Annotated in this window: 20 protein-coding genes and 1 pseudogene; 8 read left to right on the top strand and 13 right to left on the bottom strand. The window is 61.2% G+C overall.

All coding sequences use genetic code 11. From position 1 onward, the window contains the following. Positions 1 to 21: 21 nt before the first annotated feature. The 4 genes from ACEN83_RS24455 to ACEN83_RS24440 are packed head-to-tail and all read right to left on the bottom strand — an operon-like array spanning position 22 to position 4,412. Positions 22 to 1,185, bottom strand: coding sequence for a DUF4350 domain-containing protein (locus ACEN83_RS24455; protein WP_495578657.1), 1,164 nt, complete (start codon positions 1,183 to 1,185; stop codon positions 22 to 24). Continuing rightward, the gene (locus tag ACEN83_RS24450; RefSeq protein WP_495578656.1) at positions 1,182 to 2,726 is read right to left on the bottom strand and encodes a DUF4129 domain-containing protein; all 1,545 of its coding nucleotides are present in this window, start codon (positions 2,724 to 2,726) and stop codon (positions 1,182 to 1,184) included. Before ACEN83_RS24450 ends, ACEN83_RS24455 begins: the two co-directional genes overlap by 4 nt. After that, entirely contained in the window at positions 2,713 to 3,690 is a 978-nt protein-coding gene (locus ACEN83_RS24445) for a stage II sporulation protein M (protein WP_495578655.1), read from the bottom strand. The genes ACEN83_RS24450 and ACEN83_RS24445 overlap by 14 nt, the downstream gene beginning before the upstream one ends. After that, complete coding sequence (locus ACEN83_RS24440) at positions 3,687 to 4,412, bottom strand: RDD family protein (RefSeq protein WP_495578654.1); 726 nt, start codon at positions 4,410 to 4,412, stop codon at positions 3,687 to 3,689. The genes ACEN83_RS24445 and ACEN83_RS24440 overlap by 4 nt, the downstream gene beginning before the upstream one ends. A gap of 199 nt (positions 4,413 to 4,611) precedes the next feature. Here ACEN83_RS24440 and sbcB point away from each other — a divergent pair, with 199 nt between their 5' ends. After that, on the top strand, positions 4,612 to 6,042 hold the full coding sequence (gene sbcB, locus ACEN83_RS24435) for an exodeoxyribonuclease I (protein ID WP_116583392.1): 1,431 nt from the start codon (positions 4,612 to 4,614) through the stop codon (positions 6,040 to 6,042). Positions 6,043 to 6,142: 100 nt separating this feature from the next. Here sbcB and mvaT read toward each other — a convergent pair whose 3' ends face one another. Further along, positions 6,143 to 6,520 (bottom strand): histone-like nucleoid-structuring protein MvaT, encoded by a 378-nt coding sequence (gene mvaT / locus ACEN83_RS24430; protein ID WP_007933316.1) that lies wholly within the window; start codon positions 6,518 to 6,520, stop codon positions 6,143 to 6,145. A 336-nt stretch (positions 6,521 to 6,856) separates the two neighbouring features. Between mvaT and purU the strand changes: the two genes are divergently transcribed. Continuing rightward, positions 6,857 to 7,705 carry a formyltetrahydrofolate deformylase gene (gene purU / locus ACEN83_RS24425; protein WP_007977367.1) on the top strand — a complete coding sequence of 283 codons (849 nt, stop codon included), beginning with the start codon at positions 6,857 to 6,859 and terminating at the stop codon, positions 7,703 to 7,705. 86 nt (positions 7,706 to 7,791) lie between these two features. Then, entirely contained in the window at positions 7,792 to 7,986 is a 195-nt protein-coding gene (locus ACEN83_RS24420; protein ID WP_495578653.1) for a hypothetical protein, read from the top strand. A gap of 42 nt (positions 7,987 to 8,028) precedes the next feature. On the opposite strand, the gene gpgF is transcribed toward ACEN83_RS24420, so the two are convergent. From gpgF to ACEN83_RS24395, 5 genes and pseudogenes are all read right to left on the bottom strand, one after another. Beyond that, entirely contained in the window at positions 8,029 to 9,024 is a 996-nt protein-coding gene (gene gpgF / locus ACEN83_RS24415; RefSeq protein ID WP_116583390.1) for a glucosaminyl phosphatidylglycerol flippase, read from the bottom strand. Continuing rightward, entirely contained in the window at positions 9,021 to 9,797 is a 777-nt protein-coding gene (gpgD, locus tag ACEN83_RS24410) for an N-acetylglucosaminyl phosphatidylglycerol deacetylase (RefSeq protein WP_495578652.1), read from the bottom strand. Before gpgD ends, gpgF begins: the two co-directional genes overlap by 4 nt. After that, entirely contained in the window at positions 9,790 to 10,902 is a 1,113-nt protein-coding gene (gene gpgS / locus ACEN83_RS24405) for an N-acetylglucosaminyl phosphatidylglycerol synthase (RefSeq protein WP_495578651.1), read from the bottom strand. The genes gpgD and gpgS overlap by 8 nt, the downstream gene beginning before the upstream one ends. Positions 10,903 to 11,109: 207 nt before the next feature. Further along, positions 11,110 to 11,874 carry a methyl-accepting chemotaxis protein gene (locus ACEN83_RS24400; protein WP_428608872.1) on the bottom strand — a complete coding sequence of 255 codons (765 nt, stop codon included), beginning with the start codon at positions 11,872 to 11,874 and terminating at the stop codon, positions 11,110 to 11,112. 93 nt (positions 11,875 to 11,967) lie between these two features. Then, a pseudogene (locus ACEN83_RS24395) lies at positions 11,968 to 12,999 on the bottom strand (HAMP domain-containing protein); the annotation flags it as partial. A gap of 188 nt (positions 13,000 to 13,187) precedes the next feature. Between ACEN83_RS24395 and ACEN83_RS24390 the strand changes: the two are divergent. After that, positions 13,188 to 14,666: a helicase HerA-like domain-containing protein gene (locus tag ACEN83_RS24390; protein ID WP_495580909.1), complete on the top strand. Its 1,479-nt coding sequence runs from the start codon at positions 13,188 to 13,190 to the stop codon at positions 14,664 to 14,666. Between the two features lie 43 nt (positions 14,667 to 14,709). Here ACEN83_RS24390 and ACEN83_RS24385 read toward each other — a convergent pair whose 3' ends face one another. Next, entirely contained in the window at positions 14,710 to 15,165 is a 456-nt protein-coding gene (locus ACEN83_RS24385) for a DUF721 domain-containing protein (protein ID WP_495578650.1), read from the bottom strand. Positions 15,166 to 15,472: 307 nt separating this feature from the next. Here ACEN83_RS24385 and secA point away from each other — a divergent pair, with 307 nt between their 5' ends. From secA to ACEN83_RS24365, 4 genes are all read left to right on the top strand, one after another. Further along, positions 15,473 to 18,208, top strand: a complete 2,736-nt coding sequence (gene secA, locus ACEN83_RS24380; protein ID WP_218482135.1) for a preprotein translocase subunit SecA — start codon at positions 15,473 to 15,475, stop codon at positions 18,206 to 18,208. Positions 18,209 to 18,328: 120 nt separating this feature from the next. Beyond that, entirely contained in the window at positions 18,329 to 19,546 is a 1,218-nt protein-coding gene (gene argJ, locus ACEN83_RS24375) for a bifunctional glutamate N-acetyltransferase/amino-acid acetyltransferase ArgJ (RefSeq protein ID WP_495578649.1), read from the top strand. 162 nt (positions 19,547 to 19,708) lie between these two features. Further along, positions 19,709 to 20,341, top strand: a complete 633-nt coding sequence (locus tag ACEN83_RS24370) for a glutathione S-transferase family protein (RefSeq protein WP_495578648.1) — start codon at positions 19,709 to 19,711, stop codon at positions 20,339 to 20,341. After that, on the top strand, positions 20,338 to 21,282 hold the full coding sequence (locus ACEN83_RS24365; RefSeq protein ID WP_495578647.1) for a Nudix family hydrolase: 945 nt from the start codon (positions 20,338 to 20,340) through the stop codon (positions 21,280 to 21,282). The genes ACEN83_RS24370 and ACEN83_RS24365 overlap by 4 nt, the downstream gene beginning before the upstream one ends. A 135-nt stretch (positions 21,283 to 21,417) precedes the next feature. Here ACEN83_RS24365 and ACEN83_RS24360 read toward each other — a convergent pair whose 3' ends face one another. Both ACEN83_RS24360 and ACEN83_RS24355 read right to left on the bottom strand, forming a co-directional pair. After that, positions 21,418 to 21,999 carry a cob(I)yrinic acid a,c-diamide adenosyltransferase gene (locus ACEN83_RS24360; protein WP_495578646.1) on the bottom strand — a complete coding sequence of 194 codons (582 nt, stop codon included), beginning with the start codon at positions 21,997 to 21,999 and terminating at the stop codon, positions 21,418 to 21,420. Between the two features lie 2 nt (positions 22,000 to 22,001). Further along, complete coding sequence (locus ACEN83_RS24355; RefSeq protein ID WP_116582965.1) at positions 22,002 to 24,038, bottom strand: sensor histidine kinase; 2,037 nt, start codon at positions 24,036 to 24,038, stop codon at positions 22,002 to 22,004. Positions 24,039 to 24,047: the final 9 nt, after the last annotated feature.

Raw genomic sequence — 24,047 nt, 5'->3', positions numbered from 1 at the left:
TAATGCTTCCCAAGTACCCGTTCATAAAGCGTTCCTCAGGGATTGCAGGTGGGCGACCTGACGGCTGAATTCAACACTTGAAAGCCGTTGGTTCGGACGCGGGCTCATGGCCTGGCTGATAGCGCGTGTGGGTTGGCCGGTCAGGTGTGCTAGCAGCAACCATTGTTCGTCGACGGCGAGTAGTTCAAAGCCGGGATGTCGACGTCGCACGCGCCGCAGGATGTCCTGCTGCAAGGCTTGCAACAGGCCGGCCTGACCGTTGCGGCGCAGCAGGAAGTCGGCACTGGCGCGCAGGTGCTCTTGCAGTTGCCGGCGTGCTTTCGGTGCCGGTTCCAGCAACGGCCCCTGACGCACGCCAAAGTGCCAGAAACCCAGGCCGATCAAGGCGAACAACGCGACCAGCGCCTGGGGGAAGTCACGCAGCAGCAAGGTCGGCAGGCTGTCGTGATCGGTGTTGAAGATCAGCGTCACGCGGGTGTCGGCGGTCAGGTACCAGAGCAGCCAGGCGTTGTCGTACTGTTCGATGGCCGGGGTTTTCCACAGGTCGGCATCAGTGACCACGATGATCGAGCCGAGTCCGTAATCGAGTTGCATCATGTGCGTCGCCCTGGCGCTGTTGGCCCAGGCCTGGGCGAGGTTTTTCGGGTCTTCGAGATGGAAGGCGGTATCGAAACCGGTATAGGCCGGGGCGTCTTCGTCTTCCAGATAGAGCTTGGTCAGTTGCGGGTAAGGATCTTCACCGATATCCGGTGGCGGCTCCTTGAGGTCTTTGCTCAATAATTGGCGCAGTTGTACCCGGTCAAGCAGCAGGTCATTGCTGTGGCCGAGTTTTTCATCCCACAACGACTCGGCGACGAACAACAGCCGCCCGCCGCCCCGGGTCCAGTTCATCACCTGGTCGATCTGCCGTGGCGTCATGTTGTAGCGGTCCCCGAGCAACAACAGGCTGTGTCGATGTGGATCGAGGCTGGGGAGGATGTCCAGGCCGTTGGCGTGATCGACGCTCAGGCCTTGTCGGCGCAGGAACAGTTGCGCCGCCAGATAAGGGTCGGCCCTGGCTTCGGGAGAAGGGCCGTGGTCGATTTCGACTTGATAGGGGGTTGCCTTGAGATACAGATAAATACCCAGCGGCGCCACCAGCACGGCGAGCAGTGCAATGGCGATCGTGCCCCGGCGCCGACTCAACGGAGCGCTTCCGGGTCGAACAACACGCGCCAGCCGTCACACAGTTCCTGTCGCACCTGTTCGGGGGGCAGGCGGTGACCGTAGGCCATGCCTTGCCAGTGCCCGGTCAGGTTTTTGCTGTAGGCCAGCAAGGCTGGTTGCTGTAATTGCTCGATGCGCTGCAGCACCTGTCCTTCGGTGTCGGCGGCCTCGAGCGCGATGTTGAAATCGTGCGAGAGGCGGCTGAGCAGGGCGCGATAGAGCAAGCCGAGGGCTTCGCGCGGATGGCTCTGCCAGAGGCTTTCGGCGCGGGTGGCAATGTCGGCGGGCAAGGACTCGGGCTTGAGGTCCAGGCCAAACGCCTGCTGCGGCAAGGGGCGCACGGCTTTGGCGCCGGGGGGCGGTCGCCGGCTGACGAACGCCTGCACCCAGTCGCGATAGCGCCAGATCAACAGGCCGACAGCACCGATGACGATGCCCCACAGCGCGATTTCAATCAGGTTCGCCAAGGCTCTGAAGTGCTGTCCCTCAAACAGCTTCAACAGGGACTTCAACCATTGCGGTGTCTGCCCGTCGCCCGACGCTTGCGCGCCCGGCGGGTCTTCGCTGAAGCGATAGCGTGTCACCGCTTCCCGGTTCTTGAAGGGTGGCTGTTCGAGGATCGTCTTGATGCCGTCCCTGGCGACCTGAGTGTTCAGGGGCTGGTCCAGCAGCCGTGGGCTGTCGGGTGAAATGGTCGGTTCGGCGGCCCACACGCTGTGTGCAGGTGCCATCAGCCACATCACGGCGATCAACAGCACGCTGCTTGCGCTGATCAGACGCTGGCGCATCCGGCGGAACACCAGTTCGATATCCCAGGCTTCCAGCACGGTGCGCCGGTTCAAATAAAGGCTGAAACCGCAGGCGACATAGATCGGCTCCCAGACCACCAGCACCAGTGCATAAAACAGGTTGGTCAGGTGTTCCAGCCAGCGCCAGTCCTGGGTGGCCGCAGAAATCAGCGACTGCCAGCTCCAGTCCAGCGCGACCTGTTGTGGCAGCAGCAGATAGAACAACACCATCAAGCCGATCCACAGCGCGCCTTCCAGGTGCGCGCCGATGATCGTCAGCCAGCGTGCGGCGCCGGCGTCCCGCTGCAACAGCACCTCCAAACGCTGCTGGCGCTGTTGTCCGTCGAGGCCTTCGAGTTGCGCCACCGGCATCACGAAACTGCGCTGCAGACTCAGGCGTCGCCAGGTCAGGCTGGCCAGCAATTGCCCTTTGAGTAGCCGCGGCCATTGCCGCAGGGCCTGCTTGAGCGTGGGTGTTTCGCCAAACATGGCTTTGGACAGGATGTACAAGGGCAGGCGGTCGAATGCCGGTTTCAACCACCAGAAAATCAACACGGCGAGAGAGGGTGAGTCCCAGAGCCCCCAACTGAGCAACGCGAACACCGGCAACGTGAGCAACGCCCAACTGGTCATCAGCAGGCGTCGGTGGCGCTGGCTCAGGAGCACGCCGAGGTCCATGGCTTCCCAGGTCGAGCGAGGGCGAATGACCACGCTGGCGTCATTCAGGCGCATGGCGGCGACGTCCGGCGAATACGAGATAAACCACCACCAGCAACCAGAGCGCCGCGCCCACCAGGTACTTGGTCTGGGGCGACGGGCGAGTCATCGATGACCAGTAGGCTTCGATAAACGCCGCGATCAACAGGAACAGCATGACCCCGCAAATCAGCAGCACGCTCTTGCGCGCCGCCAATCGCAAGGACTCGGCGCGGGGCAGGCGTCCCGGGGCGACCAACGCCCAACCCAGCTTCAGACCGGCGGCGCCTGCCAGGGCGATGGCGCTGAGTTCGAAAGCGCCATGGCCGATCACGAATGACCAGAAGGTCTGCCCGTAGCCGACGTAGGTCAGGTGCCCGGCCACCGCACCGATCATCAGGCCGTTGTAGATCAGGAAGAACACGCTGCCCAGGCCGAACAGCAAGCCGCTGGCGAAGGTCTGAAAGGCAATGCCGATGTTGTGCATGATGTAGTAACCGAACATCACCCAGTCTTCACTGGCGGCCCGTTCCGCCGTGCGCCCGAGGTGACCGGCAACGGGGTCGTACATGCTTTGCATTTCGCTGACCTGTTCGGCGGGGATCAGGTTGTAGATCAGGTCCGGGAACAGGTACACCAGCAGCGCGAAACCGGCCAGGCTGACAAAGAACATCAGGCTGGCGGCGAGCACGAAGCGCCACTGTTCGCGCACCAGGCGCGGGAAATCCGCGAGGATGAAAGCCAGCGCATTGGCCCCCAGGCGGCTGCGGTGACGGTAAAGCTGTTGATGCCCGCGCAGCACCTGTTGCTGCAGCGAGTCGATCAGAAAACTGCTGTAGCCACGCTCCCGTGCCAGCGCCAGGTGTTGGCACAGGCGTCGGTAGTCCTTCGGGAAACTGCCGGTGTCGGTGACCTTGCCGCCCCGTTCCAATTGTTCGAGCAGCCCGCAGAAACGGTCCCACTCGGCTTTGTGCCGACGTTCGAAAAGGCTTTGTTTCATGTCGGCCCCAACAAGCCGCGGGCGATGCCGTTGAGTTCGGTCACCGCCTGTGCGGCCGGGACGTGCAAGGGTTGGGCGAGAATGGAGGCCAGTTCATCGGCCCGCGCCCGGGAGAGTTCGCCCTGGCGCTCGGCAAACCCGAGGATGGCCCGTTGTTCGCTGAGCGTCAGGGCAAATGCCGTGCGACGGGGCTGGGCTTCGGGGAGTTCGGGGCGGGTGTGCGAGTGTTCGCGGTAGATCACCAGGGTCCCGGCGGCGATATCGCCAAGGCGCTTGAAGTGGGGGTGTTGCAGGCAGATGATGGCCCCGAGGAAGTAACCGAATGGCAACAGGTCGACAACGCGCAGCAGGTTGCGCAGCAGCGACGCGGACCAGCCGACCGGGGTGCCATCGTCGTGCACCACCCGCAGTCCCATCCATTGCTTGCCCGGCGAGCGGCCCTGGTTGAGCACCTCGAACAGCACCATGTACCACCAGCTCACCCCGAACAGCAGGATCGACCCGAGCCCGGCGCCCAATTTGCCGAGCATCGCCAGCGCAATGAACAGCACACCGAGGACCAGGCCGCGCAAAGCAAGATCGATGGCGAACGCCAGTGCACGAACCATCAACCCGGCCGGGCGCAGCGGCAGGTCGACGCCCTCCGGCGTTTCGACCTGGTACCGCGTATCCAGTGGCGGTGACAGCGGCGCATTCCCTGGCAGTGCTGTGGTCTCGAGCATGGGCAACCTGATGATGAGGCCTGGATCGGGATTGTGTATCCATTCGATGCTAGCAGCCTATTCGAGGGGCGGGGGCGCAGGGAAACGACATAACCCTGTATTGCATGGCGAGCCGCGCAAGCTGCTTGAATGACAGACTACTGGCCGGGGCGGGAGGTGAACGCCTAGACTTTGCCGATCTTCAGTTCAGGAATCGCCCGTGACCTCCATCTTCTGGTACGACTACGAAACCACTGGCATCAATCCCCGTTGCGACCGTCCGTTGCAAATGGCCGGCCTGCGCACCGACTTCGATCTCAATGAAATCGACGAGCCGGTCAATCTTTACTGCCAGCCCAGCGACGACATCCTGCCGCATCCGGCCGCTTGTGCGATCACGGGAATCACGCCCGGGCAACTGCAGGCGCAGGGCTTGAGCGAAGCCGATTTCATGACACGGGTGCATGCCCAGCTCGCGGCACCGGGTACCTGTGGCGCGGGGTACAACACGCTGCGTTTCGATGACGAGATGACCCGCTACAGCCTGTACCGAAACTTTTTCGATCCTTATGCGCGGGAATGGCAGGGCGGCAACAGCCGCTGGGACCTGATCGATGTGGTACGCGCCGCTTATGCCTTGCGCCCCGATGGCCTGCAATGGCCGACGGACGACGAAGGGCGGGTCACGCTCAAACTCGAGCGCCTGACCGCGGCCAACGGCATCGATCACGGCAATGCCCACGAGGCGTTGTCGGACGTTCGCGCGACGATTGCCCTGGCGCGCCTCATTCGGGAAAAACAGCCAAAGCTCTACGCCTGGCTGTTTCAACTGCGCAGCAAGCAAAAAGTCATGGACCAGATACGCCTGCTGCAACCGCTGGTGCATGTGTCCGGGCGCTTTTCGGCGGCGCGCAGCTATGTGGGGGTGGTGTTGCCGCTGGCCTGGCACCCACGCAACAAGAACGCCCTGATCGTCTGTGACCTGCACCTCGATCCCCAGGGCCTGCTCGACCTGGACGCCGAAAGTTTGCGTCAGCGCTTGTATACCCGCCACGACGAACTGGCCGAGGGGGAGTTGCCGGTGCCGTTGAAGTTGATTCACATCAACAAGTGCCCGGTAGTGGCTCCGTTGTCGGTACTTCGCCAGGAGGATCAGCAGCGCCTGGGTCTGGACATGGCGCTGTATCAGCAGCGGGTGTTGCGGCTAAATGACGCGCGGAAAGTTTGGCTGGATAAAGTCCTGGCGATTTATGCCCGCGAAGATTTTTCCCAGAGCCAGGATCCGGAGCAACAGTTATACGATGGATTCATCGGTGATCGGGACCGGCGTTTGTGCGAGCAAGTCAGAACCGTTGACCCAAAGCAGTTGGCACAAGAGCAGTGGCCTTTCGATGACGAACGCTTGCCGGAATTATTGTTTCGATATCGCGCACGCAACTTTCCCGATACGTTGAATGCCGAGGAGCAAGAGCGCTGGCGAATATTCTGTCAGAAGCGTTTGTCAGACCCCGGATGGGGGGCGCCAAATACCCTCGAAAGTTTTGTAGAGGCCGCGGCCCAATTGAGCGTTAGTGCCTCTGCGTTTCAGCAGGGGGTGCTCGGTGAGTGGCAGGATTATGTCGAGGGACTGCGTCAGCGTTTGCATCTTTGAATTCGAACCTGCCGGTGCTTAAAAGCCGCGCATAAAAAAACGCCAGCATTTGCTGGCGTTCTTTTTTTGTCACGGATCCATCTGCGACAAGCTCTGAGGCTTAGCCCAGCAGGGTAGCCCAGCCTTCTACCACGTCGCCGCCCCACTTGGCTTTCCACTCTTTCAGAGTCTTGTGGTTGCCACCTTTGGTTTCGATGACTTCGCCGTTGTGCGGGTTTTTGTATTGTTTAACTTTGCGAGCACGCTTGGTGCCGGTAGTTTTCACTGCACCGCCGCGTGGTGCCTTGGTTTTCGACTCTGGATCCAACAGCGCGATGATGTCACGCAGGGACTTGGAGTATTCACCCATCAAGGTGCGCAGTTTGCCTTCGAATTCCAGCTCGGTTTGCAGTTTGTCGTCTTGGGACAGGTTCTTCAAACGGGCTTGCAGCTCTTTGATAGCTTCTTCGGTGGCGCGATATTCGTTGATCAAGGACATGGGAACTACCTTATGTTGTACGCTGGATGGCAGGTGACAGTGCGGCAATAATAGTCACGGTGTTTCATCAAGTAAACATTTAAGGCAACTTTATTTAATTTAGTTGCCCTGTCTTGGGCGCACATTGGTAATGCCGTTATTAGTGTGATCCAGGTCCGTCGGATATACATAATTTAACAATTGTCCGGCACCGCTAGAGCATCCGGACGAACCGGCACGGGTGTTGCCCCTCCAGCCGCATCGACCTTCCGGCAGAGTGAATCGTCAACAATACTGCAGTTTTGCTGCGCAATCGCTAGAATGGCGGCCTTTGCGAAGTTCTGGAGTTTCCCCCTCATGCGCACTTTTCGTCTGGTGATTTCTTGCCCGGACCGTGTTGGCATCGTTGCCAAAGTCAGTAACTTTCTGGCATCACACAACGGTTGGATCACTGAAGCGAGCCATCACTCGGACAATCTCAGTGGCTGGTTCTTCATGCGTCACGAAATCCGTGCCGACTCCCTGCCATTTGGTATCGAAGCGTTGCGCGAAGCCTTTGCCCCGATCGCCGAAGAGTTCTCGATGGACTGGCGCATCACCGATACCGAACAAAAGAAGCGTGTCGTGCTGATGGCCAGTCGCGAGTCGCACTGTCTGGCCGACTTGCTGCATCGCTGGCACAGCGATGAACTGGACTGCGAAATTTCCTGCGTGATTTCCAACCATGATGACTTGCGCAGCATGGTGGAGTGGCACGGCATTCCGTATTACCACGTCCCGGTCAATCCGCAGGACAAGCAGCCGGCTTTCGCCGAGGTGTCGCGCCTGGTCAAGCAGCACGACGCCGAAGTGGTGGTGCTGGCCCGCTACATGCAGATCCTGCCGCCCGAGTTGTGCAGCGAATATGCGCACAAGGTGATCAACATTCACCACAGCTTCCTGCCGTCGTTCGTCGGTGCCAAGCCGTACCACCAGGCCTCCCTGCGCGGTGTGAAGCTGATCGGCGCGACCTGCCACTATGTGACCGAAGAGCTGGATGCCGGCCCGATCATCGAGCAGGACGTGGTGCGTGTCAGCCACAGCGACAGCATCGAAGACATGGTGCGTTTCGGCCGCGATGTCGAGAAGATGGTGCTGGCCCGTGGACTGCGTTATCACCTGGAAGACCGGGTGCTGGTGCACGGCAACAAAACCGTCGTCTTCTGATAGACGCACGACGCGGTTGAAATTCGAAGGGCCTGGGCGTTCAATCGCTCCAGGCCCTTCGCCGTTTCTGCACCGAGGACATGACCATGGCCGATCCACTGGACAAAGCCACATCCAAGGCTCCCGCCACGCTCGGCGAGGGTTGCCTGAGCCGCTACGACCCGGATGACATGGGGCCTGAAGACGGTACGGAGTTTCCGGGGGCAGCCGAGTTGTGGGAGCAACTGCAGCAGGAGTCTGACGAATTGAAAGGATCGCAGCCTGCGGCAACTCCTACATGACACGCATTCTCCCTGTAGGAGCTGCCGCAGGCTGCGATCTTTTCAGGCCTGCCTGATTTTCATCAATTTCATCAACAGCGGCCGCCCCAGCATCAGCAAAAACACCGGCCCACCCACCAGCAAGTAGAAGTAATACGTCACCGCCCGCCAGATCAGAATCGCCGCGGCCGCCGTGGACTTCCCGACCATGGGTGCCAATAGCGCCGCCGACGTCAGCTCCGCCGCCCCGGCTCCACCCGGCAGAAGGCTGAATTGCCCGGCACTGAGCGCCAGCATCTGGATCAGAAAACTCCAGGCCCACTGCAAATCCGCGCCGAGCCCGCGCAGCGCCAGATAGAGCACGCTGTAGCGCAGGAGCCAATGCACACAGGTCAGGACGAATACCTTGATCAAGGTCTGCACGGGCAATTTCAGCGTGTCGGTAAACGCCGTCAGAAATTGCAGGAGTTTGCGCGCCCAACGCATTCGCGTGGCTGCCTTGACATTGACTCGGGCGAGCCATCGGCCGCTCAGGCGAATCAACGAGCGGTGATAGCGGGCGACCATGGCGCAGGTGATCAAACCGCCGAACAGCGAGACAGCGCTGACCATCAGCATCCATTCCATGCGCTGGCTGAGGTGCTGGAACAGGGCGTAAACAAGAATCCCGCTCAAGGCGCAGAGGAAAAACAGCAAGTCGCTCAGTTGGTCCATGGCAAACACGGCACTGCCCCTGGCCGGGCGCACGCCGTGACGCGCCAGCAGCGCCATGATCGTCAGCGGCCCGCCGCTGCCGCCGGGCGTGGCGCAGTAGGCAAATTCGGCGGCCATCACCACGCCAAGGCTCCTGAGCCGGCCGACCTTGTGGCATTGATCCCCCAGTAGCAGGCGCAAACGCAGGGTGTTTACGCCCCAGCACAGCAGGATCATGCCGAACATGATCAACAGCCACGGCAGCGGAAAAGCGCTCAGCCGGGAGCCGATTTCGCTGCCGCCCAACAGCAGTGGAATCAGCACTGCTGCGAGCAGGCCGACGAGCAATAGCAGGGCGCGACTCATGCGGCACAGCCCATTCGGTTGTTTTGCAGCGCCAGCCACTGGGACTTGGTCATCGGAACGCGTCCTTTATCGAGCAGGCGCTCAAGGGTTCGAAGCCAGTATCGGTGCGAGAACTCGTGGCGCATGTCCACCGGGTGCAAGCCCAGGCGAATCACCGGTGCGTGCTCCCAGCGTTGTTCACGGCGGTCGTTGACAAGCTTCGATACACCCCGGCGCCAGGCACTGCGCGCACTCCAGACCAGCCCCGGCGCCTCGATCGCGGTGAAATCCGGTAAACGGTATAGATGCTGCGAGTCGCTGGTGTAACTCAGCGGCAGTTGGCGCAATGCCTGGCGAGTGCCCTGGCTCATCAACCAGGCCGGGGCGACGAACCCTTCCAGCGGCCAGTCATGCCGGTGGAACATCTCGATGCCCGAACGCAGGCGGGCGAGGGCGTCTTCCTGTGACAAACGATAAAACTCGCCTTCTTGGGTGTAGACCCGACGCATGAACCAGTCGCGGGGATTGAGGGTCATCGGCCCCTCGTCGCAATGGAAATAGCCATGCAGTGCCAGTTCGTCGCCCCGGGCGACCCTGGCACTGAGCTGGTGGCAAAACCGCGGATGGGCGTCCAGATTGTTGTGTTTGTGGTAATCCGGAATCACCAGCCAGGTGATCGGCACGTCCCCCAAGGCGTCGACGGCTTTGACGAACGGTTGGTAATCGGCCCAGGTGGGTGGTGCCACGTCGTGCAGTACCAGCAGTAAAGCGGGCCTGTTCATGGGCTCAACCATTGGCTGTCAGCGGCCATTGGCTGCCGAGCACGGCGTGGTAGTGGCACAGCAAACTGGTGACCACCGTGTCCCAGGCGTAATGTCGTTCGACATGTAACCGCGCTTGGCGGCCCAGCGCTACGCTGCCCGAGCCGAACAGTTCTCGAACAGCGGTGGCCATCGCGGCTGGATCGTTCGGCGCGCAGAGCCGGCCGCAGTCCTCGGTGACGATTTCCTCGAAAGCCCCGGCCGCCACGGCCACCACCGGAATACCGCTGGCCATGGCTTCGAGTATCACCAGACCGAAGGTTTCCTGATCGCCCGCGTGGAGCAATGCGTCGGCGCTGGCCATCAGGCGGGCCACCTGCGGCGCCGGGCAGAACTCGTCGATCACCGTCACATTGGACGGCACGGCCGTCGGCATCGATGAGCCAACCAGCAGCAGGTGATAGCGTCGGCCCAGGCGTTTCATGCAGTCGAGCAGCACTGGCAGGTTTTTTTCCTTGGAGCCGCGCCCGGCGAAGATCAGCAGCCGGGTGTTGTCGTCCAGGCCCAGTTCGGCCCGCAGCCCGGGGTCTCTGGCATCGGGACTGAAGGTTTGCAGGTCGACGCCCAAGGGTTGCACGAACACATTCCTGACCCCAAGCCCGGTGAGTTTGTCGGCCATGACCCGACTGGGCGCCAGCACCCGGTCGAAGTTGCCGTAGAGCTTGCTGACATAAGCCTCGACGTTGTTGGTCACCCAGTTGCCCATGCGGTTGCTGACCAGCAGCGGCAGGTCCGAGTGGTAGAAACCTATGACCGGTACATCGAGTTGCCGCCGTGCATCCAGCGCTGCCCAGGCGGTGAGGTAGGGATCGCCGACCTCGATCAGGTCAGGTTGCAAAACCTGCAGGACATTGCGCCAGGGCGCGAGACGTAGCGGGAAGCGATAGCCTTTGCCGAAGGGCAGGGCAGGGGCCGGAACGGTGAAGATGCCATCCTGTTCGCTCAAGGACGATCCGGGGATCAGCAAACTGTGGCGAATGCCCGGCTTGATGCCCAGGCGACGGTGCTTTGCATCCAGATAAGTGCGCACGCCGCCACTGGCAGGGGCGTAGAACATGGTGATGTCAGCGATATGCACGATGAACGATCCTCCGGTCCCGGTACTCCCTTGGTTGACCTTTATGAAGGATAGATGTTCGGTTGGGGTTGTGCGGGTGGGGTGTCAGCGGGTTTTGTAGTGTTTGACAGGCCGCCTTCGCGGGCAAGCCCGCTCCCACATTTGACCTGGTCGATCGCAGATCGCTGTGGGAGCGGGCTTGCCCGCGAAGGGGCCCGCAAGAGCGCCTCAGATCCGGAAACTGCCCACCAACTGCTTCAACCGCGCCGCCTGCTGCTCAAGGTCCGAGCACGCGCGCAAGGTCGATTGCAGGTTTTCCACGCCTTCCTGGTTCAGCGTGTTGATCTCGGTGATGTCGACGTTGATCGACTCCACCACGGCGGTCTGTTCTTCGGTCGCGGTGGCCACCGACTGGTTCATGCCGTCGATTTCCCCGATACGCAAGGTCACGCTGTTCAGACGTTCGCCGGCGAGGTTGGCGATTTCCACACTGTCCTGGCTGTGGCGTTGACTGTCGCTCATGGTGCTCACCGATTCCCGGGCACCGACTTGCAGTTCCTCGATCATGGTTTGCACCTGTTGCGCCGATTCCTGCGTGCGGTGTGCCAGGTTGCGCACCTCGTCCGCCACCACGGCAAAACCTCGACCGGCTTCACCGGCGCGGGCGGCTTCGATCGCGGCATTGAGTGCCAGCAAGTTGGTTTGCTGGGAAATGCTGGTGATCACTTCGAGAATCTGCCCGATGTTCACCGTTTTGCTGTTCAGCGATTCGATGTTGGTGCTCGAGGCGCTGAGCATGCTCGACAGTTGATTCATCGCCACGATGCTGCGGTCCACCACTTGCTGGCCGTCTTCGGCCAGGCTGCGGGCATCGCTGGCCTGACTCGAGGCCTGAGCGGCGTTGCGGGCGATTTCCTGGGCGGCGGCGCCGAGCTGGTTAATGGCGGCCGCGACACTGCTGGTGCGCGAGGCTTGCTGGTCGGAGTTGAACATCGACGAGTTGGAAGCCGCGACCACGCGCAACGCCACTTCGTTGACTTGGCCGGTGGCCGAGGACACTTCGCGGATCGAGCCGTGAATGCGCTCGACGAAACGATTGAACGCGGTGCCGAGGGTGCCGAATTCGTCATTGTTCTGGATGGTCAGGCGTTTGGTCAGGTCACCTTCGCCGTCGGCGATGTCGGCCATGGCTCGGGTCATGACGTGCAACGGCTGGATCAGGATGCGAATCAACATGCCGAGCAGGGCGATGATGATGGCCACGGCAATGATGGTTGCAACCACAGCCGAGGTGCGGAACTCGCTGAGCATCGAGTAGGCTTTTTCCTTGTCGACCGACAGACCGATGTACCAGTTGACCGAAGGCAAGCCCTTGATCGGGGTAAAGCTGACGATGCGGGTCTTGCCGTCGACGTCCACTTCGCTGAAGCCGTTGCCGATGCGCGGGGTATCTTTCGGATACGCCTCGCTCAGGGACTTCATCACCAGCGCTTTGTCCGGGTGAACCAGGATCTTGCCGTCGGCGCTGACCAGAAACGCGTAGCCCATGCCATCAAAGTCGCGGGCGCTGAGGGTCGCGATCAGGGTTTGCAGGCTCAGGTCGCCACCCACCACGCCGACGCTCTGTCCGGCTTTTTTCGAAGCCGTGGCCATCGAGATGATCAGTTGACCGGTTGCCGCATCGATGTAGGGTTCGGTCAGGGTCGGCGTGCTGCTGTTTTCGGCGCCTTTGTACCAGGGGCGAACACGCGGATCGAAACCGTCGGGCATCTTCGCGTCCGGACGAATGGTGAAGTGCCCGGTGGCATCACCCAGGTAGGACGCCATGAAAGTCGACGTCAGGGTTTTCTGCTCAAGCAGGCTGGCGACATTGGCTTGTTCGGGGTTGATGGCGATGTTTTGCGAGAGGTTCTCGATCAGCAAAATACGCCCGGCCAGCCAGGTCTGGATGTTGTTGGCGGTGACGTCACCCATCTCGTTGAGGTAGTTGTTGAGGTCCTCGCGGATCGCATTGCGCTGCAAATAGTCGTTGTACAGCGTGAATGAGGCGAAGGCGGCAATAACAATGAGGGCGGCGGCAAGCAGGATTTTATGGCTGAAACGCAGATTTTTGTTCATGGCTTGGGGTTCCGCTAAGGTCTTAATGTCCAGCGCGTGCTTTTATAAAGGGACGCACGACGGGCAAGGTTGAAAGCAATTGAATTTTCCGACTCTCCTTAGGGAAATTTCCTACCAGATCGTGTCTGACTGCTTTGTCGTTATCTCTATCGGCCGTGTAGGACCAAAGATTAATCATGGGTGACCAAATGCCTGACTCACTGCAACTCGTAATCGGCGCCGACCTCAAGGGGCAGCCGATTGCCCAGGCCATGCGCCTGGCCAATCGCCACGGTTTGATCGCGGGCGCGACCGGCACCGGAAAAACCGTGACGTTGCAACGAATGGCCGAAGCGTTCAGCGATGCCGGCGTGGCGGTGTTCGCCGCCGACATCAAGGGAGACCTGTGCGGCCTCGGTGCCGCGGGCAACCCCCAGGGCAAGGTCGCCGAGCGGATTGCCGGGATGCCGTGGCTCAACCACAAGCCTCAGGCTTATCCGGTGACGTTGTGGGACGTACAGGGTCAGTCCGGTCATCCTTTACGCACAACCTTGAGTGAAATGGGGCCGCTGCTGTTGGGCAGCCTGCTGGAACTGACCGACAGTCAGCAGTCGGCGCTGTACGCGGCGTTCAAGGTGGCGGACCGCGAAGGCCTGTTGTTGCTCGATCTCAAGGATCTGAAGGCGTTGCTCAATCACCTGCGGGACCACCCCGAGTTGCTGGGCGACGATGCGGCATTGATGACCACCGGCTCCAGCCAGGCGCTGCTGCGACGGCTGGCGACTCTGGAGCAACAGGGCGCCGAAGCCTTGTTCGGCGAGCCGGCGCTGCAACTCGAAGACATCCTCCAGCCCACCGCCGATGGCCGCGGGCGCATCCATTTGCTGGATGCCAGCCGTCTGGTGCATGAAGCGCCGAAAGTCTACGCGATGTTCCTGCTGTGGCTGCTGGCCGAGCTGTTCGAGCAACTGCCGGAGCGTGGCGATGCCGACAAACCCTTGCTGGCGCTGTTCTTCGACGAGGCCCACTTGTTGTTCAACGGCACGCCCCAGGCATTGCGTGATCGTCTGGAACAAGTCGTGAGGCTGATTCGTTCAAAAGGCGTAGGCGTGTATTTCGTCACCCAGTCGCCGGGTGACCTGCCGGATGATGTGCTGGCTCAGTTGGGCTTGCGCATCCAGCACGGTCTGCGTGCGTTTACCGCGAAGGAGCAAAAGTCCCTGCGCGCAGTGGCCGAAGGTTTCCGGCCGAATCCGGCGTTCGATACGTTGTCGGTGTTGACCGAACTCGGGATCGGCGAAGCGCTGGTCGGCACGCTGCAGGAAAAAGGCACCCCGGAAATGGTCCAGCGTGTGCTGGTCGCGCCGCCGCAATCGCGGATCGGGCCTTTGACCGGTGCCGAGCGTACGGCGTTGATTGCCGGTTCGCCGTTGCAGGGGCGTTATGACAAGCCGATTGACCGCGAATCGGCCTATGAAGTGCTGATGGGGCGCAAGGGCCTGGCGCCCGAGCCCGAAGCGGAGCAGGGCAAACAGGAACCGAGTTTCACCGAACAGGCCGGCGAATTCCTCGGTACGGCAGCAGGCAAGGCGCTGAAATCGGCGATGCAACAGGCGGCGAACCAGCTTGGCCGACAGTTGGTGCGCGGCTTGATGGGCTCATTGCTGGGCGGCAGCAAACGCCGCTAGTAGAGCAAAGGATCGGTGTAGGAGCTGCCGAAGGCTGCGATCTTTAAACTTTGGTCTTGGCGTGCGCCGCCAGTCGCTCCAGCGCTGCCCGCAGATTCGGGTCGCTGATCCCGTCGGCCGTGGCCTGGATGGTCGCGGCCGCATTGTCCGACAGATCCATGGTGTGCCCGGCCGCGCCCCGCTGGACGGTCGGTGGCTGCACCTTGAACAGGATTCGCGTCAGGTTGGCAAACTCGTCGAACAGTTGCAGTTGCCGCTGCAGGCGCTTCTGCTGGTAGCGCAGGCGGGTTGCCCAATGACCGTCGGTGACAATCAGCAACAAACTGCCTTCGCGCCAGGACGCCACGTGGCAATGCTCGCGAGCGGCGGGTTGCAATTGGCTTTCGAGCAAACGTTGCAAATGGCCCAGGCGTTGAGCGTGGCCGAGAATGGCTTTCAGCGGCTTGGCTTCGCGTAATAGAACGGCGGGTACTTTGGCCGTAAGTGGGCGAAATGCCATGATCAGACACCTGAAGTAACAGAGGCGCCATGGTAGCAGAAAGCGCCGGATGCACCCGCCCATTGCTTTTGTGGGTGCTTTACCCATTAAATCAACAACTAACTTCTGCCTTGAACGGCTTGAAGTTGAGCAAAACGCCCCTATTTTAAGTGAGCCCCGTCAAAGCGCTGTGCCAGCATCGTGGAATATCGCCACTTTCCTCACCACCGTTTCCGGGTAGAATGCTCGTTCGCATGCGGCCATGAGGGCTGCACGGGCGACTCACGGGGCCGCCCTCCATCCCTTTAGTGTGGAAGATCCTGCCGATATGTTTGCGCCTTTGTTAAAGAAACTTTTTGGAAGCAAGAACGAGCGTGAAGTCAAACGCATGCTCAAGACGGTGCAACTCGTCAATGCCTTCGAAGAGCAAATGGTGGCCCTTTCGGACGATCAATTGCGTGCCAAGACCAGCGAGTTCAAGGCCCGCATCGCCAAAGGGGAATCCCTCGACAAGCTCCTGCCAGAAGCCTTTGCGGTCGCCCGCGAAGCCGGCAAGCGTGTCATGGGCATGCGCCACTTCGATGTCCAGCTGATCGGCGGCATGACCTTGCATGAAGGCATGATCGCGGAAATGCGTACCGGTGAAGGCAAGACCCTGGTGGCAACACTGGGCGTTTACCTCAACGCGCTGTCCGGCAACGGCGTGCACGTTGTGACGGTGAACGACTACCTGGCCCGCCGTGACGCCAACTGGATGCGCCCGCTTTATGAATTCCTCGGCCTGACGGTCGGGGTTGTCACGCCGTTCCAGCCGCCGGAAGAGAAGCGTGCTGCCTACGCCGCCGACATCACCTACGGCACCAACAACGAATTCGGGTTCGATTACCTGCGCGACAACATGGCGTTCAGCATGGAAGAAAAATTCCAGCGCGAACTCAATTTTGCCGTGATCGACGAAGTCGACTCCATCCTCATCGACGAAGCCCGTACGCCGCTGATCATCTCCGGCCAGGCCGAGGACAGCTCCAAGCTGTACATCGAGGTCAACAAGCTGATCCCGCAGCTCAAGCTGCACGTTGAAGAAGTCGAAGGCGAAGTGACCCAGGCCGGTCACTACACCGTCGACGAGAAGACCCGTCAGGTCGAACTCAACGAAGCCGGTCACCAGTACGTCGAAGAAACGCTGACCCGCATCGGCCTGCTGGCTGAGGGCGAAAGCCTGTACTCGGCGCACAACCTGAGCCTGCTGACTCACGTCTACGCCGGCCTGCGCGCGCACAAGCTGTTCCATCGCAACGTCGAATACATCGTGCAGGACGGTCAGGTCGTACTGGTCGACGAACACACCGGCCGTACCATGCCGGGTCGCCGTTTGTCCGAAGGCCTGCACCAGGCCATCGAAGCCAAGGAAAACCTGAACATCCAGGCCGAAAGCCAGACACTGGCGTCGACCACCTTCCAGAACTACTTCCGTCTGTACAACAAACTGTCCGGCATGACCGGTACGGCCGACACCGAAGCGTTCGAGTTCCACCAGATCTATGGCCTGCAGGTCATGGTGATTCCGCCGAACAAGCCGCTGGCGCGTAAAGACTACAACGACCTGGTGTTCCTGACCGCTGACGAGAAATACGCGGCAATCGTGGCCGACATCAAGGAAAGCATGGCCGCAGGTCGTCCGGTGCTGGTGGGTACCGCCACCATCGAAACCTCCGAGCACATGTCCAACCTGCTCGTGAAGGAAGGCATCGAACACAAGGTCCTGAACGCCAAGTTCCACGAAAAGGAAGCCGAGATCATTGCCCAGGCCGGTCGCCCGGGTGCACTGACCATCGCCACCAACATGGCCGGTCGTGGTACCGACATCCTGTTGGGCGGTAACTGGGAAGTGGAGGTGGCTTCCCTGGAAAACCCGACCCCTGAGCAGATTGCCCAGATCAAGGCCGACTGGCAGAAGCGTCACCAGCAAGTGCTCGAATCGGGTGGTTTGCAGGTGATTGCGTCCGAGCGTCACGAATCGCGCCGTATCGACAACCAGCTGCGTGGTCGTGCCGGTCGTCAGGGCGACGCCGGTTCCAGCCGTTTCTACCTGTCGCTGGAAGACAGCCTGATGCGCATCTTCGCCTCTGACCGGGTGAAGAACTTCATGAAGGCCCTGGGCATGCAGCCTGGCGAAGCGATCGAGCACCGCATGGTGACCAACGCCATTGAAAAGGCCCAGCGCAAGGTTGAAGGTCGCAACTTCGACATCCGCAAGCAACTGCTCGAGTTCGACGACGTCAACAACGAACAGCGTAAAGTGATCTATCACATGCGTAACACGTTGCTGGCCGCCGACAACATCGGCGAGACCATCGCCGACTTCCGTCAGGACGTGCTCAACGCCACCGTCAGCGCACACATTCCTCCGCAATCGCTGCCTGAGCAGTGGGACGTGGCCGGTCTGGAAGCTGCGTTGCAGAGCGACTTCGGTGTGACACTGCCGATCCAGCAATGGCTCGACGAAGACGATCACCTGTACGAGGAAACCCTGCGCGAGAAGCTCATGAACGAGCTCATCGCGGCGTACAACGAGAAAGAAGACCAGGCGGGCGCCGAAGCGCTGCGCACCTTCGAGAAGCAAATCGTTCTGCGCGTTCTGGACGACCTGTGGAAAGACCACCTGTCGACCATGGACCACCTGCGTCACGGTATCCACTTGCGTGGTTATGCCCAGAAGAACCCGAAACAGGAATACAAGCGCGAGTCGTTCACCCTGTTCTCCGAGCTGCTGGACTCGATCAAGCGCGACTCGATCCGTGTGCTGTCCCACGTTCAGGTTCGCCGCGAAGATCCAATCGAGGAAGAGCAGCGCCTGCGCCAGGAAGCCGAGGCATTGGCCGCTCGCATGCAGTTCCTGCATGAAGAAGCTCCAGGCCTGGAGCAACCGGAAGTGCTGGGCGAAGAGGTCGATGTGGCGCTCGCCGCTGCCCCGGTTCGCAGCGAGCACAAGCTGGGTCGCAATGAGCTGTGCTACTGCGGTTCGGGCAAGAAGTTCAAGCATTGCCACGGGCAGATCCAGTAAAACCCGTTTCAATCGCTGAAATACCCGCGCCGCGACCGGCTTCTGCCGTCGCGGCGTTTTACCATTCGAACCACCGTCTTGCTGAAACGGTGCTGACATCATTTATAAAGGAGCGCATTCATGGCTGTTGGTCTTGGTCCTTTGCCAACGTTGCACCCGGTTGCCGGTTTTGAACTCGGTATCGCCTCGGCTGGCATCAAGCGCCCAGGGCGCAAGGATGTTGTGGTCATGCGCTGTGTTGAAGGCTCCACGGTGGCCGGCGTTTTCACCCTGAACGCCTTTTGCGCCGCCCCGGTGATCCTGGCCAGGCAACGCGTACAAGGCCCTGTGCGTTACCTGCTGACCAACACCGGCAATGCCAACGCCGGTACCGGCGAGCCAGGCCTGGCCGCCGCCGAGCGCACTTGCGCCAAGCTGGCTGAGCTGACCGGTGTCGATGCCAGCCAGGTGCTGCCGTACTCCACCGGTGTGATCGGCGAACCGTTGCCTGTGGAGAAAATCGAGGGTGCGCTGCAAGCGGCTCTCGACGACTTGTCGATCCACAACTGGGAAGCTGCCGCCACCGGCATCATGACCACCGACACCCTGCCCAAAGGTGCCAGCCGTCAGTTCCAGCACGACGGTGTGACCGTCACCGTGACCGGCATCAGCAAAGGCGCCGGCATGATTCGCCCGAACATGGCGACCATGCTCGGCTACATCGCGACCGACGCCAAAGTCTCCCGCGATGTGTTGCAAAACCTGATGCTCGATGGCGCCAACAAGTCGTTCAACCGCATCACCATCGATGGCGATACGTCGACCAACGACTGCTGCATGCTGATCGCCACCGGTCAGGCTGCGCTGCCGGAAATCACCCGCGCCGAGGGCGAGCTGTTCGCCAAGTTGAAGCAGGCGGTGTTCGAAGTGTGCATGGACGTGGCCCAGGCCATCGTTCGCGACGGCGAAGGCGCGACCAAGTTCGTGACCGTTGAAGTCAACGGCGGCGGCAATCACCAGGAATGCCTGGATGTCGGCTACACCGTGGCTCACTCGCCGCTGATCAAGACGGCATTATTTGCTTCCGATCCGAACTGGGGCCGTATCCTGGCCGCCGTTGGCCGTGCCGGCGTGCCGAACCTGGACGTCAGCAAGATCGACGTGTTCCTCGGTGACGTGTGCATTGCCAGCCGTGGCGCGCGCGCCGCGACCTACACCGAAGCCCAGGGCGCGGCGGTGATGCAGCAGGAAGAAATCACCATTCGTATCGAGTTGGGTCGTGGCGATTGCAGCGAAACCATCTGGACCACCGACCTGTCCCACGAGTACGTGAAGATCAACGCCGAGTACCGTACTTAAGACCGAGTCGACCCGATCGCGGGCAAGCCCGCTCCCACAGGTTCAGTGGCGTACACAAAGGTTGTGTTCAGCGCGGTCACTGTGGGAGCGGGCTTGCCCGCGATGACGGATGACCAGACGCTAGAGATTTTGGCCTGTCCCCCCCATCAAAAGGTCCCGAACATGAGCCTGCACCTGATCATCGGCGACAAACTGCATTCCTCCTGGTCCCTGCGCGGCGCTCTGGCCCTCGATCTGGCTGGCGCCTCCTACACCGAAGAACTGATCAAGCTGAACCAGCCGGACACCCGCGAGCGCCTGCTCAAGCATTCGCCGACCGCCAAGGTCCCGCTGCTGAAGACCGAACACGGCACCATCGCCGACTCCCTGGCGATTGCCGAATATCTGGCAGAACGGTTCCCCGACGCGAACCTGTGGCCCAAAGACATCGCCGCCCGTGCCCAGGCGCGTTCGGCGTGCGCACAGATGCACAGCGGCTTTTTCGCCATGCGCGGCAACATGCCGTTCGACCTGAGCCATGACGCCCCTTTGTCACCGGTTCCGGCTGACGTTCAGGGCGACATCGAACGCATGGCTGCGTTGTGGGCCGAGTGCCGTGCTGCCGCGACCGAGAGCGGTCCGTACCTGTTTGGCCGCCTCACGTTGGCCGACGCGTTCTTTGCGCCCATCGCCGTGCGTCTGCGCACTTATCGGGTGAAACTGTCCGCGGCTGACGAAGCCTATGTTGAAACCCTCTACCAATGGCCGGCGTTCAAGGCCTGGCAGAAGGCCGGACTGGAGGAGTTGGAAAAGTGAAGCGAGTCCATGTCGCCGCCGCCGTCATCCGCGATGGCAGCGGCCAGATCCTGATCGCCCGCCGTGCCGATTCACAGCATCAGGGTGGCCTGTGGGAGTTTCCCGGGGGCAAGGTCGAGGCCGACGAGTCGGTCGAAACTGCACTGGCCCGCGAACTCCATGAAGAGTTGGGCATCGTGGTCGAAGCGGCGCGCCCGCTGATCAAGGTCCGGCACGATTACCCGGACAAGCAGGTATTGCTGGATGTCTGGGAAGTCTCGGCGTTTAGCGGCGAGCCCCACGGCGCCGAAGGCCAACCCCTGACCTGGGTGTCGCCCCGGGATCTGTCGGGTTACGAGTTTCCAGCGGCCAATCGGCCGATCGTCGCGGCGGCCCGATTGCCGTCGCAGTACCTGATTACCCCGGAAGACCTGGAAACCCCGGCATTGCTGCGTGGCATCCAGAAGGCCATTGCCGGTGGCATCAAGCTGATCCAGCTGCGCGCACCGAACGGTTACGATCCCAAGTATCGCGACCTGGCTGTCGATGCGGTGGGCCTGTGCGCCGGCAAGGCACAATTGATGATCAAGGGGCCGTTCGAATGGTTGGGTGATTTCCCGTCCGCGGGTTGGCACATCACTTCGGCGCAGTTGCGCAAATACGCAGCGGCTGGCCGACCGCTACCGGCTTCGCGCTGGCTGGCGGCCTCGTGCCATAACGCTGAAGAACTGGCGCTGGCTGAACAGATGGGGGTGGATTTCGTGACCCTGTCGCCGGTTCAACCCACTCTGACTCACCCAGGTGCCGAGCCGTTGGGTTGGGAACAGGCGTCGAGCTTGATCGAGGGGTTCAGCAAGCCGGTGTTCCTGCTGGGTGGCGTTGGCCCGGCCGAGGTCGAGAAAGCCTGGGCGGCGGGTGCGCAGGGTGTGGCAGGGATTCGGGCGTTTTGGCCTGAGGGTTAATTCTCTAGCGAGCCTACAGGCCCCTTCGCGGGCAAGCCCGCTCCCACAGTGTTCAAGGTGAAACACAGATTGTGTGAGCACTAGCAATCCCTGTGGGAGCGGGCTTGCCCGCGAAGGGGCCCTGACAGGCGCTGATTAAGCTTCAGGCTTCGCCGCAGGCTGCCAAAGAATCTCCGCCACGCCCTGACGCTTGGCAATCAGCCGCGCCACCACAAACAACAAATCCGACAACCGATTGATGTACGCCAGGCCAACCCCGGCCAACGGCTCAATCGCATTCAAATGCTGACACCGCCGCTCGGCACTGCGGGCCAGGCTTCGGCAGACATGGGCCTGGGCAATCAACGCTGAACCGCCGGGCAAGATGAAGTTTTCCAGTGGTCCCAACTCTTCATTCCACACATCGATTGCCGCTTCCAGGCGCTCGATTTCCGCTGCATTCAAGGCCTGATACACCGGCATTGCCAGCTCACCGCCCAGATCGAACAATCGATGCTGGCAAGGCGCCAAAACCTCGATCACTTCCTGCAAACCTGCAACAGTATCCGTTTGTGCCGCCAACCCGGCCAGCAACACGCCCACCTGACTGTTGAGCGTATCGACTTCGCCAATGGCCTCGATCCGCGGGTGATCCTTGGGGACGCGACGGCCATCGCCCAGCCCGGTCTCGCCTTTGTCGCCAGTGCGGGTGTAAATCTTCGACAAACGAAAGCCCATGGTTACCTCGATAGCAGATTGAGTTCTTGCGCGACAGGTGGCGTGCTCGCCAGGGGCAGGCGCAAGGTGAAGCAAGTGCCTTGGCCCAGGGTCGATTGCACTTCCATCTGCCCCTTGTGGTTATTGGTGATGATGAAGTACGACACCGACAGCCCAAGTCCGGTGCCCTGGCCGATTTCCTTTGTGGTGAAGAAGGGTTCGAAGGTGCGTTTGCGCACGCTTTCACTCATGCCGATGCCGTTGTCCTCGACCTGGATTTCCGCCCACGGCGGGTTCAGCCGGGTGCGCAGAATGATCCGCCCCGGCTCGCTGTCGTCCTCGCGCTGGTGAATGGCTTGCGCAGCGTTTTTCAGCAGGTTGAGCAGTACTTGCTCCAGTTCGTTGGCGGTGCCGGGGACCGGGCCCAGCGCCGGGTCGAACTGACGAATGATGGCCTGGCCCTTGAAGTCGAAGCCGATCGCCAGGTCGAAATCGTTGCCGGCGATTTCCACCGCCTGGTCAATCAGGGCGGGCAGATCGCACGGGGCCATCTGGCGGGTGCTGCGACGGCTGAAACTGAGCATGTGGGTGACGATTTTGGCGGCCCGGGCACCGGCCTGCTGGATGCCGTCGAGCAACTGTGGCACTTCGCGGATTTTCAGATACTGATTGACCGTATCCAGTTCGATGCCGGCCTGTTCGGCTACTTCAAGGTTCTTCGGCAGGTCGGGGGACAGGCGTCGGCGAATGTTTTGCACGTTGTGCAGGATCGCACCCAGCGGGTTGTTGATTTCGTGAGCCATGCCGGCGGCAAGACCGCCTACCGACAGCATTTTCTCCGACTGCACCATCATTTCTTCCAGGGACAGGCGCTGGGTGATGTCGTCGATCCGGATCACTACGCCACGCCCGGCACCGCCCATCAGCGGATAGAAAGTCAGGGCATAGTGGCGGGGCTCGTCGTCCTTGAGCCAGGTGACACGTTCGATTTTGGCCACCGTATGCTGCTCGACCGTTTCCTTGAGTTGCGGCAAAAACGGCTTGAGCGGTTCGAAGGCGAGGAAGATGGGCTGGTTCAGGGCTTCATCGAGGCGTGTGCCGGACAGGGCACTCGCTTCCTGGTTCCATTGAGTCACGTAGAGCTGTTCGTCGAGGGCGATCAGCGCCGACGGCATGGAGTCGATGATGCTGTTGAGGTAGTTCTGGAAGCCGGTGAGCTTTTTCTCGATCTTGCTGCGCACCTGGACTTCGAGCTCCAGTTTGCGGTTGGTATGACGGGTTTCTTCCGCCAGGCCCTGGGCCTGGTCGTAAGCGGCCTGGGAGTCGTCCCGAGCCCGCTTGAGTTGCTGCTCCCTGGCCTCGATCCGCGAGAGCATGGTGTTGAACGCCTCGGCGAGGCTGCCGATTTCATCGTGGTTTCCGCGTGAAGCGCGCAGTGCGTAGTTTTCTTCACGGGTGACCTGCCGCGACAACTCTTCGAGCTGGTGGATCGGCCGGGTGATCAGGCGCTTGATCTGGCGGGCAATGATCAGCCACAGCAGTACGCTGAAGATCAGAATCCCCAGGCTGGCCGTCAGGGTCCCGGTGTAGAACGCCACTGGCAGTTCACTGCTGGCAACCAACAGCAAATGTCCCGGTGCCGAGCCGGGGCGGGGCAGGGTGATGACTTGATTGGTGCGAAACTCGGTGGCCTGCCAGTCTTCGATATGCCGGAAACGCTTGGGCAGCTCCAGATTGTCGCCATGCTGCAGTTGCGCCAATCGCTCACCCTGTCCGTCATACAGGGCTGCCGCGCGCAATGGCGAATAGCTGTTGAGTTCATTCAGCAGGCGCTCGGCGCTTTGCGGTGACGCCAGGGCTTCGGAGGCCAGGCTCGGGTTGGATACCAGTCGGCCGATGGTCTGCAGAGCCTGGGGTGCCATGCTTTCCTGGGAGATGTAGTACGCGGCGCTGATAAAGGTCAGGTTGGCAACCAGCAGGACGGTGACCATCAGTACCAGCAGGGCGGCCAGCAGTTTCTGGCCGACGGGCAGGTTTTCAAGGCGCTGGCGCAATGGCATCGGATTCAT

The sequence above is a fragment of the Pseudomonas sp. Pseusp49 genome, assembly GCF_059491875.1.
Note: the sequence above shows the minus strand (reverse complement) of the source record. Positions and strands in the feature narration are given on the sequence as shown.

Coding starts and splice junctions, on each gene's coding strand:
- ACEN83_RS24450 (WP_495578656.1), bottom strand. CDS start 2,726: ATGCGCCTGAATGACGCCAGCGTGGTCATTCGCCCTCGCTCGACCTGG.
- ACEN83_RS24445 (WP_495578655.1), bottom strand. CDS start 3,690: ATGAAACAAAGCCTTTTCGAACGTCGGCACAAAGCCGAGTGGGACCGT.
- ACEN83_RS24440 (WP_495578654.1), bottom strand. CDS start 4,412: ATGCTCGAGACCACAGCACTGCCAGGGAATGCGCCGCTGTCACCGCCA.
- mvaT (WP_007933316.1), bottom strand. CDS start 6,520: ATGTCCTTGATCAACGAATATCGCGCCACCGAAGAAGCTATCAAAGAG.
- purU (WP_007977367.1), top strand. CDS start 6,857: ATGCGCACTTTTCGTCTGGTGATTTCTTGCCCGGACCGTGTTGGCATC.
- ACEN83_RS24420 (WP_495578653.1), top strand. CDS start 7,792: ATGGCCGATCCACTGGACAAAGCCACATCCAAGGCTCCCGCCACGCTC.
- gpgF (WP_116583390.1), bottom strand. CDS start 9,024: ATGAGTCGCGCCCTGCTATTGCTCGTCGGCCTGCTCGCAGCAGTGCTG.
- gpgD (WP_495578652.1), bottom strand. CDS start 9,797: ATGGTTGAGCCCATGAACAGGCCCGCTTTACTGCTGGTACTGCACGAC.
- ACEN83_RS24400 (WP_428608872.1), bottom strand. CDS start 11,874: ATGTTCAACTCCGACCAGCAAGCCTCGCGCACCAGCAGTGTCGCGGCC.
- ACEN83_RS24390 (WP_495580909.1), top strand. CDS start 13,188: ATGCCTGACTCACTGCAACTCGTAATCGGCGCCGACCTCAAGGGGCAG.
- ACEN83_RS24385 (WP_495578650.1), bottom strand. CDS start 15,165: ATGGCATTTCGCCCACTTACGGCCAAAGTACCCGCCGTTCTATTACGC.
- secA (WP_218482135.1), top strand. CDS start 15,473: ATGTTTGCGCCTTTGTTAAAGAAACTTTTTGGAAGCAAGAACGAGCGT.
- argJ (WP_495578649.1), top strand. CDS start 18,329: ATGGCTGTTGGTCTTGGTCCTTTGCCAACGTTGCACCCGGTTGCCGGT.
- ACEN83_RS24370 (WP_495578648.1), top strand. CDS start 19,709: ATGAGCCTGCACCTGATCATCGGCGACAAACTGCATTCCTCCTGGTCC.
- ACEN83_RS24360 (WP_495578646.1), bottom strand. CDS start 21,999: ATGGGCTTTCGTTTGTCGAAGATTTACACCCGCACTGGCGACAAAGGC.
- ACEN83_RS24355 (WP_116582965.1), bottom strand. CDS start 24,038: ATGCCATTGCGCCAGCGCCTTGAAAACCTGCCCGTCGGCCAGAAACTG.